The sequence below is a fragment of the Streptomyces sp. LBL genome, from assembly GCF_029893585.1.
Lineage (GTDB): Bacteria > Actinomycetota > Actinomycetes > Streptomycetales > Streptomycetaceae > Streptomyces.
In genome coordinates this window covers 138,654-155,627 of the sequence record NZ_JARXYX010000016.1, presented here as the reverse complement: position 1 = coordinate 155,627, position 16,974 = coordinate 138,654, and the positions used below count along the sequence as shown (strand labels likewise).

Annotated in this window: 12 protein-coding genes and 3 pseudogenes; 2 read left to right on the top strand and 13 right to left on the bottom strand. The window is 70.7% G+C overall.

From position 1 onward, the window contains the following. Positions 1-95: 95 nt before the first annotated feature. Both M2271_RS20845 and M2271_RS20840 read right to left on the bottom strand, forming a co-directional pair. Positions 96-1,736 (bottom strand): ABC-F family ATP-binding cassette domain-containing protein, encoded by a 1,641-nt coding sequence (locus tag M2271_RS20845; protein ID WP_280888785.1) that lies wholly within the window; start codon positions 1,734-1,736, stop codon positions 96-98. A 79-nt stretch (positions 1,737-1,815) separates the two neighbouring features. After that, positions 1,816-2,877 (bottom strand): oxidoreductase, encoded by a 1,062-nt coding sequence (locus M2271_RS20840; RefSeq protein ID WP_280888784.1) that lies wholly within the window; start codon positions 2,875-2,877, stop codon positions 1,816-1,818. Between the two features lie 66 nt (positions 2,878-2,943). Between M2271_RS20840 and M2271_RS20835 the strand changes: the two genes are divergently transcribed. Continuing rightward, complete coding sequence (locus M2271_RS20835; RefSeq protein WP_280888783.1) at positions 2,944-3,906, top strand: FAD-dependent oxidoreductase; 963 nt, start codon at positions 2,944-2,946, stop codon at positions 3,904-3,906. Between the two features lie 169 nt (positions 3,907-4,075). Here the strand turns inward: M2271_RS20835 and M2271_RS20830 are convergent, their stop codons facing one another. From M2271_RS20830 to M2271_RS20820, 3 genes are all read right to left on the bottom strand, one after another. Beyond that, positions 4,076-6,061, bottom strand: a complete 1,986-nt coding sequence (locus M2271_RS20830; RefSeq protein WP_280888782.1) for a Xaa-Pro dipeptidyl-peptidase — start codon at positions 6,059-6,061, stop codon at positions 4,076-4,078. A gap of 274 nt (positions 6,062-6,335) precedes the next feature. Then, a complete protein-coding gene (locus tag M2271_RS20825) occupies positions 6,336-6,581 on the bottom strand; it encodes a DUF397 domain-containing protein (RefSeq protein WP_280888781.1) in 246 nt (81 codons plus the stop codon). Then, on the bottom strand, positions 6,578-7,030 hold the full coding sequence (locus M2271_RS20820) for a Scr1 family TA system antitoxin-like transcriptional regulator (RefSeq protein WP_280888780.1): 453 nt from the start codon (positions 7,028-7,030) through the stop codon (positions 6,578-6,580). The genes M2271_RS20825 and M2271_RS20820 overlap by 4 nt, the downstream gene beginning before the upstream one ends. A gap of 285 nt (positions 7,031-7,315) precedes the next feature. Between M2271_RS20820 and M2271_RS20815 the strand changes: the two genes are divergently transcribed. Beyond that, complete coding sequence (locus M2271_RS20815; RefSeq protein WP_280888779.1) at positions 7,316-7,798, top strand: ATP-binding protein; 483 nt, start codon at positions 7,316-7,318, stop codon at positions 7,796-7,798. 118 nt (positions 7,799-7,916) lie between these two features. On the opposite strand, the pseudogene M2271_RS20810 reads toward M2271_RS20815, so the two are convergent. From M2271_RS20810 to M2271_RS20780, 8 genes and pseudogenes are all read right to left on the bottom strand, one after another. Next, a pseudogene (locus M2271_RS20810) lies at positions 7,917-8,147 on the bottom strand (DUF1048 domain-containing protein); the annotation flags it as partial. 191 nt (positions 8,148-8,338) lie between these two features. Further along, the gene (locus M2271_RS20805; protein WP_280888778.1) at positions 8,339-9,163 is read right to left on the bottom strand and encodes a hypothetical protein; all 825 of its coding nucleotides are present in this window, start codon (positions 9,161-9,163) and stop codon (positions 8,339-8,341) included. A 266-nt stretch (positions 9,164-9,429) separates the two neighbouring features. Beyond that, a pseudogene (locus M2271_RS42545) lies at positions 9,430-9,531 on the bottom strand (Mobile element protein); the annotation flags it as partial. 182 nt (positions 9,532-9,713) lie between these two features. Beyond that, on the bottom strand, positions 9,714-11,180 hold the full coding sequence (locus M2271_RS20800) for an amino acid permease (protein ID WP_280888777.1): 1,467 nt from the start codon (positions 11,178-11,180) through the stop codon (positions 9,714-9,716). 405 nt (positions 11,181-11,585) lie between these two features. Continuing rightward, the gene (locus tag M2271_RS20795; RefSeq protein ID WP_280888776.1) at positions 11,586-13,763 is read right to left on the bottom strand and encodes a 3-hydroxyacyl-CoA dehydrogenase NAD-binding domain-containing protein; all 2,178 of its coding nucleotides are present in this window, start codon (positions 13,761-13,763) and stop codon (positions 11,586-11,588) included. A gap of 69 nt (positions 13,764-13,832) precedes the next feature. Then, the gene (locus M2271_RS20790) at positions 13,833-15,047 is read right to left on the bottom strand and encodes an acetyl-CoA C-acetyltransferase (RefSeq protein WP_280888775.1); all 1,215 of its coding nucleotides are present in this window, start codon (positions 15,045-15,047) and stop codon (positions 13,833-13,835) included. Positions 15,048-15,516: 469 nt separating this feature from the next. Then, on the bottom strand, positions 15,517-16,650 hold the full coding sequence (locus tag M2271_RS20785) for a CaiB/BaiF CoA-transferase family protein (protein ID WP_280888774.1): 1,134 nt from the start codon (positions 16,648-16,650) through the stop codon (positions 15,517-15,519). A 212-nt stretch (positions 16,651-16,862) separates the two neighbouring features. After that, positions 16,863-16,949 (bottom strand): annotated as a pseudogene (locus M2271_RS20780) (endonuclease V); the annotation flags it as partial. Positions 16,950-16,974: the final 25 nt, after the last annotated feature.

Sequence of the window (16,974 nt, the reverse complement as noted above, 5' to 3'; positions counted from 1 at the left end):
TGGCGGCGCGGCGTCCGCCCTCGTCCCGGCGCCGCGACGGGCCATGGCGATCGTAGTCAGCGCTCGGCGTCAACGCTCGGCGTCAACGCCCGGCGTCAGCGCTCGGTCACCTTGCCGTCGGTCACCTCGAAGCGGCGGGTGACGTGGACCGCGTCCAGCATCCGCCGGTCGTGGGTGACCAGGAGCAGTGTGCCCTCGTACGCGTCCAGGGCCGACTCCAGTTGCTCGATGGCCGGCAGGTCGAGGTGGTTGGTCGGTTCGTCGAGGACCAGCAGGTTGACGCCCCGGCCCTGGAGCAGGGCCAGCGCGGCCCGGGTGCGTTCGCCCGGGGAGAGGGTGGACGCCGGACGCAGGACGTGGTCCGCCTTGAGGCCGAACTTGGCCAGGAGGGTGCGCACCTCCGCGGGTTCGGTGTCCGGGACCGCCGCGCCGAAGGCGTCCAGCAGGGCTTCCGTCCCGTGGAACAGCTTGCGGGCCTGGTCGACCTCGCCGACCAGGACGCCGGAGCCGAGGGCGGCCGAACCGGCGTCCAGCGGAACGCGGCCCAGCAGGGCGCCCAGGAGCGTGGACTTGCCCGAGCCGTTGGCGCCGGTCACCGCGATCCGGTCGGCCCAGTCGATCTGCAGGGACACCGGACCGAGCACGAAGTCGCCGCGCCGGACCTCGGCTTCCCGCAGGGTCGCGACGACCGCGCCGGAACGCGGGGCCGACGCGATCTCCATCTGCAGCTCCCACTCCTTGCGGGGCTCCTCGACGACATCGAGGCGTTCGATCATGCGCTGGGTCTGGCGGGCCTTCGCGGCCTGTTTCTCGCTGGCCTCGCTGCGGAACTTGCGGCCGATCTTGTCGTTGTCGTTGGCCGCCTTGCGGCGCGCGTTCTTGACACCCTTGTCCATCCAGCCGCGCTGGATCTGGGCGCGATCCTGGAGGGCGGTCTTCTTGTCGGCGTACTCCTCGTAGTCGCCCCGCGCATGCCGACGGGCGACCTCCCGCTCCTCCAGATAGGCCTCGTAGCCGCCGCCGTAGAGGGTGATCTGCTGCTGGGCGAGGTCGAGTTCGAGGACCTTCGTGACGGTGCGGGTGAGGAACTCGCGGTCGTGGCTGACCACGACCGTGCCGGCCCGCAGACCGCTCACAAAGCGCTCCAGGCGCTCCAGTCCGTCCAGGTCGAGGTCGTTGGTCGGCTCGTCGAGGAGGAAGACGTCGTAGCGGGACAGGAGCAGCGAGGCGAGGCCGGCGCGGGCCGCCTGGCCGCCGGACAGGGAGGTCATCGGCTGGCCCAGGTCGACGGCCAGGCCGAGCGAGTCGGCGATCTCCTCGGCCCGCTCGTCCAGGTCGGCGCCGCCGAGGTCGAGCCACCGCTCCAGGCTCGTGGCGTACGCGTCGTCCGCGCCCGGTGTCCCGTCGACGAGGGCCTGGGTGGACTCGTCCATCACCCGCTGGGCCTCGGCCACGCCGGTGCGGCGGGCCAGGAACTCCCGCACAGTCTCCTGCGGCCGGCGTTCCGGCTCCTGCGGGAGGTGGCCGACGGTCGCCGTCGGCGGGGACAGCCTGACCTCTCCCTCCTCCGGCGCGGCGAGGCCGGCGAGCATCCTGAGCAGCGTGGACTTGCCCGCGCCGTTGACACCGACCAGCCCGATGACGTCTCCGGGCGCGACGACGAGGTCGAGCCCGGTGAACAGGGAGCGGTCGCCGTGGCCGGCGGCGAGGTTCTTGGCGACGAGGGTGGCAGTCATCAGACCGCAGATTCTAATGGGCGGCCCGAGCGGTCAGGGTTCCGTACTCATGGGCGGCCCGCGCGGCCCGCGTTCCGTCCTAACGGGCCGCCCGCGCGGTCCGCGTCCCGGTGTTTCCGTGCCCCATCGCCTCCACCAGTACGCTCCCCGACGTCCGGGCCACCACGAAGGACTCCCCCTTGACCGCCTTGGCGTCCAGGGCGATGCGGTGCCGGGCCGGTTCGAGGATGCCGTCGAAGAGTTCGTGGGTGTGGGCGCGGTGGAGGCGGTCGAGACGGTACGCGGTGAGGCGTACCCGGCAGGGGGAGGTGACCTCGACGACCGCCTCGCTGTCAGCGGCCACCAGGCGGGTGAGCCGGCGCTGTTCCGGCGGGCTGCGGTCGAGGGCGTGTTCTGTCTGGGCGACGAGCAGCGGGAGGATCGGGGCGAGGCCGTCGACGTAGGCCACCTCGACGCCGGCGTCCTCGAAGGAGCGGCGTACGGCGGCACGTTCCCCCTCGGTGATCGCATGGCCGAAGACGACGGCGCCGTAGCCGCGCAGTTCCTCCGCCAAGACGCCCTGCGCGTCGCGGGTGATGTCGGCGCCGATGCCGATGGTGCGCAGCGCGGCGGCGAGCTTGGCCAGGAGGGCGACGCGGGCGCCGATCAGCAGGACCCGGCGCCGGGGCACGAGAGGGGCGGCGCCGTCCAGCAGGGAGGCCAGCGCCTGGCGGTACTCGGTGCCGTGGAAGCGGAAGGGCCCTATGCCGTGGTAGCCGTTGAGTTCCAGGTCGGCGTGTTCGTCGGTCTGCCAGGCGAAGTCCCGCCAGATGAAGTCCTCGCCGTCGCTCTGGATCACCGCGGTGACGGCGCCGCACGCCAGGTCCTCGCACTCGGGGCAGCCGTAGACGACGTAGCGGCCGTCGGGCAGCGGCGCGTCCGTCTCCAGGAGCAGGCTGCGGACCTGGGCGGTGAAGATCGCGGGCGGGATGTCGGAGGCGAGCGGGGAGACGGCGTCGAGGTCGGAGAGCTGGAAGAGGAGCGGGCGGCCGTCGACGATGAAGTCCACGAAGTCCCGGTGCACCTGGTAGCCACCGTCGGCGAGGACTCCACCGGCACGCATCGCCGGTGCCAGGCCGAAAGTCGCGTAAGCGGCAGACATGCTGTGAGTATCCCCAGAGCGGGACCGGTATGAGCACGGCATGACATATTCCGCTAACGTCCCGGCGTGAAAAGCGAACTGAGGGACGATGTCGTCGTGGTCGGCGGCGGTGTGATCGGGCTGACCACGGCCGTGGTGCTCGCCGAGCGCGGCCGGCGGGTGCGGGTGCTGACGCGGGATCCCGTCGAGCGGACCACCTCGGCGGTTGCCGGGGCGCTGTGGTGGCCGTATGCGATCGAGCCGGTGGCGTCCGCGCGGAGGTGGGCGCTGCGCTCGCTGGACGTCTACGAGGAGCTGGCGGACTCGCCCGAGGTGACGGGCGTACGCATGGTCGAAGGGGTACTGGGCGAGGCGGACCTGGACGGGGCCCGGGCGTGGGTGGGCGACCGGGTGCCGGGGCTGCGGGCGGCGACGGTCGAGGAGTACGCCGGGCAGGGCGTGTGGGCGCGGCTGCCGCTCATCGACATGTCGACCCATCTGCCGTGGCTGCGGAGGCGGTTCCTGGCGGCGGGCGGGGTGATCGAGACCCGTTCGGTGTCCGCTCTCGCCGAGGTCGACGCGCCGGTCGTGGTCAACTGCACCGGGCTCGGCGCCCGCGACCTGGTGCCGGACGCGACCGTGCGTCCCGTGCGCGGGCAGTTGGTTGTCGTGGAGAACCCGGGCGTGAACACCTGGCTGGTCTCCACGGACGCCGCCGGGGAGATGGCGTACTTCTTTCCGCAGCCGGGGCGACTCGTCCTGGGCGGCACGGCGGACGAGGACGCGTGGTCGCCGGCGCCGGATCCCGCCGTGGCGGAGGCGATCGTAGCGCGGTGTGCGGCGCTGCGGCCCGAGATCGCGGGGGCGCGGGTGCTGGGGCACCTGGTGGGCCTCAGGCCCGCGCGGGACGCGGTCCGGCTGGAACGCGAACCGCTGCCCGGCGGGCGGGTGTCGGTGCACAACTACGGTCACGGCGGCGCGGGTGTGACGGTGGCCTGGGGATGCGCGGAGGAGGCGGCCCGGCTGGTTCACGGGGCCGCCTCCTCCTGACGAGGGTCAGCAGTCGGTGACCCGGCCGGCTCACCTGAAGCCGCCTCCTCCTGACGGGGCAGCGGTCGGCGGCCCGGCCGCCTCACCTGGCCGCCTCCTCCTGACGGGGGTCAGCAGTCGGTGACGGGCTCACCGGCCGTGAGGTGGTACGGGGCGCGTGTGCCTCGGATCATCGGCCGCCCCCCGGGACACGGTGGACGCCGCGCGGCGCGGTCACGCCGTCGAGGGCCGGGGCCTCGGAGGCGGTGGCGTCCGGGGCGGTGGCCCCCGGGGCGGTGGACACGGCGCCCTCGGTGGCGCGGGCGAAGGCGGCCGTACCGCCGACGAACGGGAGGCGGGCCGAGGTGCGGGACAGGTCGACGGTCAGCGTGGGCCTGGTCGACGGCGGGTCGATGAGGTCCTTGTCCGTGCCCGCGACGATCAGCGCGAGGCGGTGCCCGGCCGGGACGACGTGGTCCGTGGCGCCCAGGTCGAGGGTGATGGTGTACGCCGTGCCGGGAGTCAGCGGGAGGCCCTTCCGGTCGGAGGCGTAGGTGCCGAGGTCGGCCCAGCCGCGGCTGACCACCGTGTGGTCGACGGCGGCGGTCTTCGCCTGTGTCTCCCGGTAGCAGGCGCTGTCACCGGTCGTGCTCGCGCCCCAGCAGGTGCGGTCGGTGAGCGTGGTGATGCCCTCGCCGGCGGCCCCGTAGTCGCGGATCGTGTCGGGGCCGAGGTCCACGAGGACGGCGGACAGATGGGCCGTCGAGGTGGTCGGGGTGGCGGTGACGGTGACCTTCGACGAGCCGGACAGGCGGAGCTCCTTCGTGAGCGGTCCGGTGGTGAAGCCCGCCTTGTCGGGCGTGGGCGTGTCGATCCGCGCGGCCCAGTCGGTCTCGCTCAGCTGCGGGTCGTCGGTGAAGGTCTCGGTGCCGGTGCCGGTGCGCAGACCGAGGGCGCCGACGCCCTCCTGGGAGCCCTCGGCGGGGCGCAGGGTGGTGGGGGCGGTGCCGGTCGGCGGCCAGGACGTCGAGGTGGTCCACTGGTCGGGGTGGCGTTCCATGTCGGCCATGGGCTCCCGGTCGATGCCGTTGTCATAGCCGAGGAGTTCGTGGTCGAACCAGCGGTGCAGGGTGTCGACCCAGGCGGCGCGGCGGAAGTCGAAGGGGTCGACGTGGCCGGTCTGGGAGAGCCAGATCTTGCGCTCGACGCCGTTCTTCGCGAGGGCGTCCCACCACGGACCGACGTGCTGCATACGGACGTTGAGGTCCTGCATGCCATGGACCAGGAAGACGCTCGCCTTCACCTTCGAGGCGGCCTTGACGTAGTCGCGCTGGCTCCACAGCGGGGTCAGGTCGCCCGTGCGCGGGGCCCCGTCGACGAGGCTCTGCTGGACGGCGGCGCATGTGGTGCGAGCGTCGGGGCTGTCGACGTAGTCGGACAGCCAGTCGGGGCCGGAGTCGTAGAGCGGGGCGCCTTGGGAGAAGTAGTAGTCGTACCAGGTGGAGATGGCGCTGATCGGGACGATGGTCTTCAGGCCCTCGACCCCGGTGGCGGCGACGCCGTTGGCGATGGTGCCGTCCCAGCTCTTGCCGATCATGCCGGTCTTGCCGTTGGTCCAGGTGGCGTTGGCGCGGGTGGTGCCGGTGCGGCTGGTGTAGGCCTTGCCGCGGCCGTTGAGCCAGTCGACGACGGCCTTCGCGGACTGGACGTCGGAGCGTCCGCCGACGTCCACACAGCCGTCGGAGCGGTTGGTTCCGGCCAGGTCGACGCCGACGACGGCGTAGCCGCGGGGCACGAAGTAGTTGTCGTAGAACAGCGGCATCTGGACGACGTCCCCGTCGGCGTCGTACGTCTTGAGCTGGCCCTCGTTGCCGCGCCCGCAGCAGGAGTAGTACGGGCTGGCGTCCATGATCACGGGTATCTTGCGGCCCTGCTGGGCGGGTTCGCGCGGCCGGACGATGTCCGCGGCGACGCGGTCGGTCCTCCCGTCCCCGTCGCCGTCGAGCCCGGTGTCCACCCAGACGGCCTCGCGGACGGCGTTCTCGTACGAGTACACCGGGCGGCTCTCGCGCGAGGCGGCGTCGGCCACGGCCGGGGTGAGGAGGGCGGCCGTCAGGGCTGCGACGGCCACCGCGGCGAGCGATCTCCAGGTCGTGAAACGCATGCGTGTCGGCATGCGCCGGACGGTACCTCGGTCAACTCCCGTGCAGAAGAGGGCAATCACACACGCGTGAGGCGCATGAGGTTTCCGGTGCCGGGCTCATGAGGCCGAATGGCGCGATGTGAGTGCCTACGTTCTGGCGACCGGTTCCTGAAGCCGCTCATGCCTCCTTCTCGGAGCGGCTTCAGGAAGCGGTCGCCAAGGAGACATGGGACCCCGGCTCGTAAGCCGAAGCGCCCCGTCCCGGGTGTGTCCGGATCGGGGCGCTCGTACGTGCAGGAGGGGTCAGTCAGGCGTGGGTCGCGTACGAGAGGAAGGTGGTCCAGGCCGTTGCGGTCAGGGCGAGTTGCGGGCCCTGGCGCACCTTGGAGTCCCGGACGTGGATGGTGTCCGGGCACGCTGCCACCTCGACGCAGTCTCCTTGGCTGCCGCTGCTGTAGCTGGACTTGTGCCAGGACAACGCCACTTCGACGCAGTCGTCGCCTTGGGAGCCGCTGTAACTGCTCTTGAACCAGGCCCGGTCGGACGTGTTCATAGCGCTCCTCGCATTCGCTTCAACAGGCCCAGGGAGTCCTCGGGGGTCATGGCCTGTGAACGCATCTTGGCATAGCGCTGGTGGAGTCGGCTGATCTCTTTCGAGGCGGTGATGAGTCGTCCGTTTTCCTGCCCCTCCGAGTACCCGAACCACCGGTTGTCCGGGGTCTCCGCCAACTGAAGCGGCCCGTCCAACCCCGCATGCACCGGTTGCTGCAACGGCATCAGCTGGAACTCCACGTTCCAGTGACGTTCGATCAAGTCCAGCAGGTGGTCGTACATCTCCCGCGTGACCTCGTCACCGCCCGTGCGCCATCGGCGGCCCTGCTCAATGCTGGCCACCGTCGGCACCGAGTACTGCACCCGCGGGGCGAACACCTCCTGTGTCAGGCCCGCCCGTTTACGGAAGGCCTTGACGACCTCACCGAACGTCTTGAGACTGTCCGACACCTCCGGCTCACCGCTACCCCCACCCCCACCGCTACCGTTACCGCCCCCGCAGCCAAGGGCACCCGCCCCGCCCGTACCGTCCGCCATGCCAGGCCCTCCGTTCACCTGTGCCTGTCAACCCCGCCAACCCACCCATGGTCACGGACGGTTACCCCTCCTGTCCATTCCGTGAACTCGTACGCTGAGCCCGCGTACGGGTGGCTGACCTGGTGAACGGCCCCCGAGCCCCGACAGATTGGAGCCATGAACCCAACCGTCCCCCACCGAACCCCGGTTACCGTACGTATGTTCACCCAGCGGTTCAGCTCCACCCCGCTGGGCGCCCGTCTCGCCCGGCATCTCGCGTTGTACCGGATGCACCGCTGGGGCTACCCGTACGGATCGGCCGTCTCCGACACCGTCGCCCTGATCGTCGCGGAGTTGACCGCGAACGCCGTCACGCACGGCCGCGTACCGGGACGCGACTTCGAGCTCCAGCTCACGCTGCGCGGAGGGGAGGAGGCGTCATACGCGGGCCTCGGGCCCGGCCCCCGCACGGACATCGACGACGAGCCCGCATCCCAACTCGCCCCCATCCTCCGTATCGACGTCTCCGACACGCGCGGCGAGTGCCGCCCGCCCCGGCCCGGAGAGGTCGCCGTCCCGGACGCCCTGGCCGTCGAAGGGCGGGGACTCCTGCTCGTCGACACGCTGGCCGACCGGTGGGAGGTGCTGGACCGGGTGCCGGTCGGCAAGACCGTACGCGCCGAACTGAACCTGCCGCACTGACACATCGGGTTCGGCCGGCGAACCTACGGCCGGTCCGGCCGCCGCCGCAGACCGGTGGACCTACTGCATGGATGTGTCGGACGGCTGCGGTGCACCCACCGGCATGAGGAGACGGGTGTTACTTCTCGGCCGGGCTGGGTTCTCCGCTGATGGACTCCTGATAGACGTCCGCATAGGTGCGTGAGTCCTTGATCAGGTCATCGCAGAACGCGGCGACATCGTTGCCGATGAGTTCCAAGACCCCCTTGCCCGCGGCGACTCCCTCCTCGAAGAAGTCGACGATCCCGGAGAGGAGAGGCCCGTCAGACAGGTCGATCGGTCCGACCTTGAACAGGTACTTCTGCATCTCTGGGGTTTCCCCCAAGCAGGGGGTGGTCGCTTTCTTTCAAAGAGCGTCATCAGCGCGGGCGGTAGAGTCCGGCCGGTACACCGTGTGGCGACCGGCCGGGTCTGGGCCGTGCCGGCCTGCAAGCCGTCCTGCTCTCCAGTGTCAGCTGGAGTGTCGGATTCTCGGCGAGGTGGGGCCGCGAGCTGGCGGTGTCAGTAGGTCAGGATGACGCAGCCGGGCTGACCGTCGTCGCCGGGGAGTCCTGGCCCGTTGGGGTGGTCGCCGGCGGGGCTGGCGCCGCTGCCTCCCTGGCCTCCGGCTCCGCCGTTTCCGTCGTTGCCGTGGGGGGCCTGCTTGAGTGCGGCGAGGATGCCTGCGGTCCCGCGTGTGCCCGCGCTTCCACTTCGGGCTCCCTCATTGCCGCCGGTGCCGCCATCGCCGCCGTCGCCGCCGTGGTTGCCAGGCTGGGGGTTGGTGGTGTCCTGGCTGAACGCCTGACCGCTGCCGGTGGCCGCGCCGCCCTCGGCGCCCTGGCCGCCCGCTCCTCCACTGGCGTGGCCTTTGGTGGCGCTGTTGCCGCACTGGCCGCCCGAGGTGCCGCCGGACCCGCCGCCGCCGGTCAGCGCGCTCCCGCTGGATCGCTGGACGAGCGTCGAATCTCCACCGTTGGATCCCGGGGCGCCCGCCTCGGCGGTCTGGAGCAGGGCCAGGCCGGCGAAGTTGTACACGGCTTCCTGACCACCGCGGCCTCCCTTGCCGCCGGCACCGACGATGACGGTCAGGGTCTCACCGGGCTGGACCGCGAAGGTGCCTTCGTTGGCTGCCGCGCCGCCGCCTCCGCCGCCCCCACCGCCCCCGCCGCCGCAACTCTGGGTCAAGCTGCCCACCGCGCCGAGCACGGCGTCGCCCGTCCTGGAGGTACCGGCACCGCCCCCGCCACCGCCCGCGCCCCCACCGCCGCCGCCCAACACTGTCGCGGCGATCGAGGTGACGCCTTCTGGAACGGTGAAGGTGAACGAACCAGGGTCAGAGTACACAGAGACTGTCATTTTTCCCCTAGCAGTCAGAGTCAGGCAATCTTGACATAACGCACCTACCCACCCAGCTAGTTCGCGAATCGGATGATTACAGGCAGCCGGGATGGCGTGGGGGAACAACTGGCCAAGGCGCAGAGCTGTCGGCCGCTGCCCCGCTCCTCTGCAGCAAGATCCTTCACGGAATCTGCAGACCGGCGCGGTGAAGCTGGTGGCGGAGGAGGTGGCACCGGCGAGGCCGGAACCGCTTTCACGGAGCGCCGGGGCTAGAGGTTGAGCGGCCTGAACTCGTCCAGGCATAGGACGACTTCGGGCTCGCCGTCGCCGGGTATGACCTCACTGTCGGCGATCGCGTAGACGTGCTCGGTACGTCACATCACAACAGCGCAAAATTTGCTGATACGGCACCAGCGCCCGCGGCCCGCGCGGCCTCCGTCACGAAGGCCGTGACCACTCCCGTACCGCCGAGGTCGTGGAAGAAGATCGCGGCGACGAACGGCTTGCACGAGCACTGACGTTCGCCGCGGCGCTCAGGGGCTACTTCGTGAAGTCGCTACTTGGTGAAGTCCGACAGTTCCCTGTCCGCCGTCCCCGACACCCGGCGGCGGACGCCGAACCAGCCGGCGATCAGGAGGACGGCGATCACGGGGATGAGGAAGAGCGTCTTGCGGCCGACCTCGGCGTCGTTCCACATCATGGCGAGACAGGCCAGGAGGAAGACGATGGTGGCGATCTCGGTGACCGGACTGAACGGGAGGCGGAAGGACGGGCGGGTCACCACGCCCTCCTGGGCGCGGCGGACGAAGACCAGGTGGCAGACCATGATGATCACCCAGGTGCTGATGACGCCGAGGGAGGCGACGTTCAGCACGATCTCGAAGGCCTGGCTCGGCATGAGGAAGTTCAGGCCGACGCCGAGCACGCACACCGCGCAGGTCAGCAGGATGCCGCCGTACGGGACCTGGCTGCGGTTCATCCGGGCGGTGAACCTGGGCGCCGAGCCCGCCATCGCCATGGAGCGCAGGATGCGGCCCGTGGAGTACAGGCCGGAGTTCAGCGAGGACATCGCCGCCGTGAGGACCACCAGGTTCATCACGTCACCCGCCGCCGGGATTCCGACCTTCGACAGGACCGTGACGAAGGGGCTCTCGTCGCCTGAGTAGAGCGAGCCGGGCAGGAGGAGGGCGAGGAGGACCACCGAGCCGACGTAGAACAGGCCGACGCGCCACATGATCGAGTTCACCGCGCGCGGGACCACCTTCTGAGGCTCCGCGGTCTCGCCGGCTGCGACGCCGACCAGCTCCAGGGCGGCGTACGCGAAGATCACGCCCTGCATGACCAGGATCACCGGCATCACGCCGTGCGGGACGACGCCCCCGTTGTCGGTGATCACGCCGACGCCGGGAGTCCGGCCGCCCACCTCGTGCTGAGTGGCCAGCAGGAAGATGCCGATCAGCATGAAGCCGACGAGGGTGGCGACCTTGATGATCGCGAACCAGAACTCCATCTCGCCGAAGATCTTCACCGAGATCAGGTTCACCGCGAGGACCACGGCGAGGGCGACCAGTGCCAGCACCCACTGCGGGACGTCGGTGAACAGGCTCCAGTAGTGCGTGTAGAGGGCGATCGCGGTGATGTCGGCGATCCCGGTCGTCGACCAGTTCAGGAAGTACATCCAGCCGGCGACGTACGCGCCCTTCTCGCCGAGGAACTCCCGCGCGTACGACACGAAGGAGCCCGAGGAGGGGCGGTAGAGGACCAGTTCTCCGAGTGCACGCACGACGAAGAAGGCGAAGACACCGCAGACGAGGTAGGCCAGCGCGAGCGCCGGGCCCGCGTCGCGCAGGCGTCCTCCGGCGCCCAGGAAGAGCCCGGTGCCGATCGCGCCGCCGATGGCGATCATGTTGACGTGGCGGGCCTTGAGGTCCTTGCTGTACCCGGCGTCGCCCGCGTCCGCGGGCACCTGGGCCGTCTCGGTGCGGGAGGCGGCCTGTGCCGAATCCACGGCGTCCTTGCTCACGGGTGATTCCACTCTCTGGTACGCCCCGGCGGCTCTCGCTCGGGTCTTCGGACGTGCCTTGACCCGTGCTCGGTCGGGGCACGGGCCAAGGGGGCCCCTGCCCCGCAGATCGCGCGGCACGCGATGGCACACGTCACAGCACGGACGTGTCACACCGTCGTCGCAGGACCCTCACATGACCGCCCAGGGGCGCCGAAGCGGTTTCCCACCATGGGTGAGACAGCGGTACTGCTGCACACGACGAGCGACGCCGAGGAGCCCACCCTCACCATCGACGAACTGGCCGCGCGGACACACCTGCGGAGGGTGCCATGGGCACACCCGAGGTCGGCGGCCGGGGCACCCCCGCGCACGCCCGCAGACGGGTGCCGGGGCACCCTCGCGCCCACCCCCGCGACCGCGCGGTCAGCGCCCGTCGCTGAAGGTCTCCCCCTTCGCCGCCTTCTCCACGAGCAGTGCGGGCGGCGTGAACCGCTCCCCGTAGCGCTCGGCGAGTTCCCGCGCGCGGGCCACGAAGGCGGGCAGGCCTCCTTCGTAGCCGTTGACGTACTGGAGGACACCGCCTGTCCAGCCCGGGAAGCCGATGCCGAAGACGGAGCCGATGTTGGCGTCGGCGACGGAGGTCAGGACGCCCTCTTCGAGGAGCTTGACGGTGTCCAGGGCCTCGGAGAAGAGCATGCGTTCCTGCATGTCCTGGAAGGGGATCTCGGCGCCCTCGCGCGTGAAGTGCTCGCGCAGGCCCGGCCAGAGCCCGGCCCGCTTGCCGTCCTCCCCGTACTCGTAGAAGCCCGCGCCGCCGCTGCGGCCGGTGCGGCCGAACTCGTCGACCATGCGGTCGACGACGGCATCGGCGGGGTGGGCCGTCCAGGTGCCGCCCGCCTCCTCGACCGCCCGTCTCGTCTCGCCGCGGATCTTGCGCGGGAGGGTGAGCGTCAGTTCGTCCATCAGGGACAGCACCTTGGCCGGATAGCCCGCCTGGGCCGCCGCCTGTTCGACCGATGCCGGCTCGATGCCCTCGCCGACCATCGCCACGCCCTCGTTGAGGAAGTGCCCGATGACCCGCGAGGTGAAGAAACCGCGCGAGTCGTTGACGACGATCGGCGTCTTCCTGATCTGCCGGACCAGGTCGAAGGCGCGCGCGAGGGCCTCGTCACCGGTGCGTTCGCCCTTGATGATCTCGACGAGGGGCATCTTGTCGACCGGCGAGAAGAAGTGCAGTCCGATGAAGTCGGCCTGGCGCTCGACCCCTTCGGCGAGGGCGGTGATGGGGAGGGTGGAGGTGTTGGAGCACAGCACCGCGTCCGGCTCGACGATGTGCTGGATCTCCTGGAACACCTTGTGCTTGAGCGAGGTGTCCTCGAAGACGGCCTCGATGACGGCGTCGCACCCGACGAGGTCGGCGGCCTCGGCGGTGGGGGTGATGCGGGCCAGCAGCGCGTCCGCCTTCTCCTGGGTCGTACGGCCCCGGGAGACGGCCTTCGCGCACAGCTTCCCGGAGTGGCCCTTGCCCTTGACGGCCGCTTCCAGGGAGACGTCCTTGAGGACGACGTCGATCCCCGCGCGGGCGCACGAGTAGGCGATCCCCGCGCCCATCATCCCGGCGCCGAGGACGGCGACCCTGCGGACCTGGCGTGGCTCGATCCCCTTGGGCCGGTTGGCGCCCGAGTTGACGGCTTGGAGGTCGAAGAAGAACGCCTGGATCATGTTCTTGGACGTCTGTCCCGCGGCCAGTTCTACGAAGTAGCGGGCCTCGATGACCTGTGCGGTCTCGAAGTCGACCTGGGAGCCCTCGACGGCCGCGGCGAGGATGTTGCGCGGGGCCGGGTAGGGGGCGCCGTTCGTCTGCTTGCGCAGGGTGGCCGGGAAGGCTGGCAGGTTCGCCGCGAACTTGGGGTGGGCGGGCGTGCCGCCGGGGATCCGGTAGCCCGGCCTGTCCCAGGGCTGTCGCGACTCGGGGGTGGCCTCGATGAAGGCGCGGGCCTTGGCGAGCAACTCCTCCTGGGTGGCGGCCACTTCGTGGATCAGACCGTTCTCCAGCGCGCGCTGCGGACTGTACTGGGTGCCCTGGAGGAGGACCTTCAGCAGAGCGTCGGCGATGCCCAGCAGGCGTACGGTCCGGACGACGCCGCCGCCTCCTGGGAGCAGACCGAGGGTGACCTCGGGGCAGCCGATCTTGGAGCCGGGGGCGTCGAGGGCGATGCGGTGGTGGCAGGCGAGGGCGATCTCGTAACCGCCGCCCAGGGCCGCGCCGTTCATCGCGGCGACGACCGGCTTGCCGAGGGTCTCGATGCGGCGCAGGTTCCGCTTGATGGCCAGGCTGCCGTCCAACAGGTCCTGCGCGGTCTCGGGCGTGACGCGGCTGAGGTCCCGCAGGTCGCCGCCGGCGAAGAAGGTCTTCTTGGCGGAGGTGACGATGATGCCGCGGATGGTGTCCTGTTCGGCCTCCAGACGGTCGGTGATCACCGCGAGGGAGTCGCGGAACGCCTGGTTCATGGTGTTCGCGGACTGGTCCGGGTCGTCGAGGACGAGGGTGACGACGCCGGTGCGGTCCTGTTCCCAGCGGATGGTGGTGCTCTGTGTCATGACAGGGTCTCCGTAGAGGTCTCTTGGATCCGGAGGTGAATCAGGTGGGGATCCGGATTCCGCCGGGATTCAGACGCGCTCGACGATCGTCGCGACGCCCATGCCTCCGCCCACACACAGTGTGACGAGTCCGTACCGCTTGTCCTGGCGTTCCAGTTCGTCGACGAGGGTGCCGAGGATCATGGCGCCGGTCGCGCCGAGCGGGTGTCCGAGGGCGATCGCGCCGCCGTTGACGTTGACCTTGTCGAGGGACAGGCCCATGTCCCTGACGAAGCGCAGGACGACCGCCGCGAAGGCCTCGTTGATCTCGACGAGGTCGATGTCGTCGATGGCCAGCCCGGCCTTGGCGAGTGCCTTGCGGGTGGCGGGGGCGGGGCCGGTGAGCATGATGGTGGGCTCGGAGCCGGAGACGGCGGCGGAGACGATCCGCGCGCGCGGGGTGAGCCCGTAGCGCTCGCCGACCTCCTTCGATCCGATGGCGACGAGCGAGGCGCCGTCGACGATGCCGGAGGAGTTGCCCGCGTGGTGGACGTGGTCGATCTTCTCCACCCAGTGGTACTTCTGCAGCGCCACGGCGTCGAAACCGCCCAGGTCGCCGATGTCCGCGAAGGACGGCTTGAGCCCTGCGAGGGAGTCGGCGGTGGTGCCGGGGCGCAGGTGCTCGTCGTGGTCGAGGACCGTGAGCCCGCTGCGGTCCTTCACCGGGACGACGGACCTGTCGAAACGGCCCTCCTTCCAGGCGGTGGCCGCGCGCTCCTGCGAGAGGGCCGCGTACTCGTCGACGTCCCGCCGGGAGAAGCCCTCGATGGTGGCGATGAGGTCGGCGCCGATGCCCTGCGGCACGAAGTTGACGGCGAGGTTGGTCATCGGGTCGTTGAACCAGGCACCGCCGTCCGAGGCCATCGGCACCCGGGACATGGACTCGACGCCGCCCGCGAGGACGAGGTCCTCCCAGCCCGAACGGACCTTGGCGGCGGCCATGTTGACGGCCTCCAGACCCGAGGCACAGAAGCGGTTCTCCTGGACGCCGGCCACGGTGTCCGGCAGTCCGGCGGCGACGGCGGCGATCCGGGCGATGTCGGAGCCCTGGTCACCGACGGGGCCGACGACACCGAGCACGATGTCGTCGACGGCGGCCGGGTCGAGCCCCGGGAAGCGGGCGCGGATCTCGTGGATGAGCCCCACGACCAGGTCGATGGGCTTCGTGCCGTGCAGGGCGCCGCTCGCCTTGCCGCGGCCGCGCGGGGTGCGGATCGCGTCGTACAGGTACGCTTCGGTGCTCACAGGTCAAGCCTTTCGGGTGGGGGTCAGCCCAGCGGGGAACGGCCGATGATCTCCTTCATGATCTCGTGGCCTTCATCGTGAACCCTTCATCATGGCCCCTCTCATTCGTGGCTCCTCAGCGGAGTACGCGCGGGTTCCGTTGGAGCTCTGACGGCCCGGGAACAGCATCTCAGCAGGTGGATGAGGGTGCCACGCACGCTCGATCGCCCGCGTGAAAAATCTGCGCGCTTTCGACCGGCCGGCGCAAACCCGCGGCGCCTGCGTCGTGGTCACCGTCTCTCTTCGATCGGGACATCGCCGGCGGGCGGGATTTCGAGGAGCACAGGGCGTACGTAGTACCGCGGTACTCACGGGACCCGCCGGATTCGGTTCCGCGGTACGGGATGGTCGCCCGGTACCGCTCCTCGTCGACGCCCGGGAGAGCGACAGTCCCACATCGACTACCGGCCGCCCGCCACCCTCGTCGAGGTCACCGACCCTGGCCCTTCAGGAGGTCGGGTACGTCCCAGTCGCGCGCCACGTCCGCGGTGTCGGCGCCCGGCAGGGCAGGGCCGGTGCGGACGGTGGCCGGTGTGGCCGAGAAACGGGGGGCCGGTGCGGGCTGGGTGAGGCCGTCGTGCTCGGTGAAGGTGCCGCGTGCGGTGAGGTGCGGGTGGTGCGGGGCCTCGCTGAGCGAGAGCACGGGGGCCACGCACGCGTCCGTGCCCTCGAAGACGGCCGTCCACTCCTCACGGGTGCGCGATGCGAAGCGGGCCGCGACCGCCTCGCGCAGCTCGCTCCAGCGGGTCCAGTCCTTGCGGGCGTCCGCGAAGCGGCTGAGGCCGAGCAGCTCCAGGAACGCCTCGTAGAACCGGGGTTCCAGGGCGCCGACCACCATGTACTTCCCGTCGGCGGTCTCGTAGGTCCCGTAGTAGGGGCAGCCGCCGTCGAGGAGGTTGGCGCCCCGCCGGTCCTGCCAGCCGCCGGCGGCCATCATGCCGTGGATCATCGCGGAGAGGTGGGCGGTGCCGTCGACGATGGCGGCGTCGACGACCTGGCCGGTGCCGGTCGCGCGCGCGTGGTGAAGGGCGGCGAGGACACCGACGACGAGGTAGAGGGAACCGCCGGCGTAGTCCCCGAGCAGGTTGGCGGGGGCGGGCGGTGGCGCGTCCGGGGCGCCGATCATGCCGAGAGTGCCGGTGAGGGCGATGTAGGCGATGTCGTGGCCGGCGCGCGGGGCGAGGGGGCCGTCCTGACCCCAGCCGGTCATACGGCCGTAGACGAGCCTCGGGTTGCGGGCATGGCAGGTCTCGGGGCCGATACCCAGGCGTTCGGCGACCTGGGGGCGGTAGCCCTCGACGAGGATGTCGGCGTGGGCGGCCAGGTCGAGGACCCGGGCGGGACCGTCGGGTGCCTTCAGGTCGATGATCACAGAGCGCTTGTTGCGGTTGGTGACGTCGTACGCCGGATCGATCGCGAGCCCCGAGCCGCCGGGGCGGTCCACCCGGACCACGTCGGCGCCCAGGTCGGCGAGGAGCATGGCGGCGAACGGGCCCGGCCCGATACCGGCCAGCTCGAGCACCCGTACACCGCTGAGCGGGCCCTGCCCCGACGTCGTTGCCATTCGGCCCCCATGGTCGTGACTGATCGCGACTGGTCAATGACACAACTGCTGTATCACCGGTGATGTTAGGAACGGGTCACACCGGAGACAAGGCCCGGGCGAGCAAGCGCTTAGCCAATGGTGGCCGATATCGGACGGTTCAGCGACCGTCCAGCTCCGTTATCAGCCGCTTGGGGGCGATCGAGCGGTAGCTCTCCTCGATCCAGTCGCACCACCACCCGCCCCCGCAGTTCGTCCTGTACGGCGCGGGCCTCGTCCTCGGTCGCGGGCCAGCCGGCGGGAATGCTCACGGTCGTCATGATGCTGCGAGCCTACGACCCGTCG

Excerpts from the sequence above, each read along its gene's own strand:
- M2271_RS20845 (WP_280888785.1), bottom strand. The coding sequence starts at position 1,736 with ATGACTGCCACCCTCGTCGCCAAGAACCTCGCCGCCGGCCACGGCGAC.
- M2271_RS20830 (WP_280888782.1), bottom strand. The coding sequence starts at position 6,061 with ATGCCGACACGCATGCGTTTCACGACCTGGAGATCGCTCGCCGCGGTG.
- M2271_RS20785 (WP_280888774.1), bottom strand. The coding sequence starts at position 16,650 with ATGGCAACGACGTCGGGGCAGGGCCCGCTCAGCGGTGTACGGGTGCTC.
- M2271_RS20840 (WP_280888784.1), bottom strand. The coding sequence starts at position 2,877 with ATGTCTGCCGCTTACGCGACTTTCGGCCTGGCACCGGCGATGCGTGCC.
- M2271_RS20815 (WP_280888779.1), top strand. The coding sequence starts at position 7,316 with ATGTTCACCCAGCGGTTCAGCTCCACCCCGCTGGGCGCCCGTCTCGCC.
- M2271_RS20795 (WP_280888776.1), bottom strand. The coding sequence starts at position 13,763 with ATGACACAGAGCACCACCATCCGCTGGGAACAGGACCGCACCGGCGTC.
- M2271_RS20825 (WP_280888781.1), bottom strand. The coding sequence starts at position 6,581 with ATGAACACGTCCGACCGGGCCTGGTTCAAGAGCAGTTACAGCGGCTCC.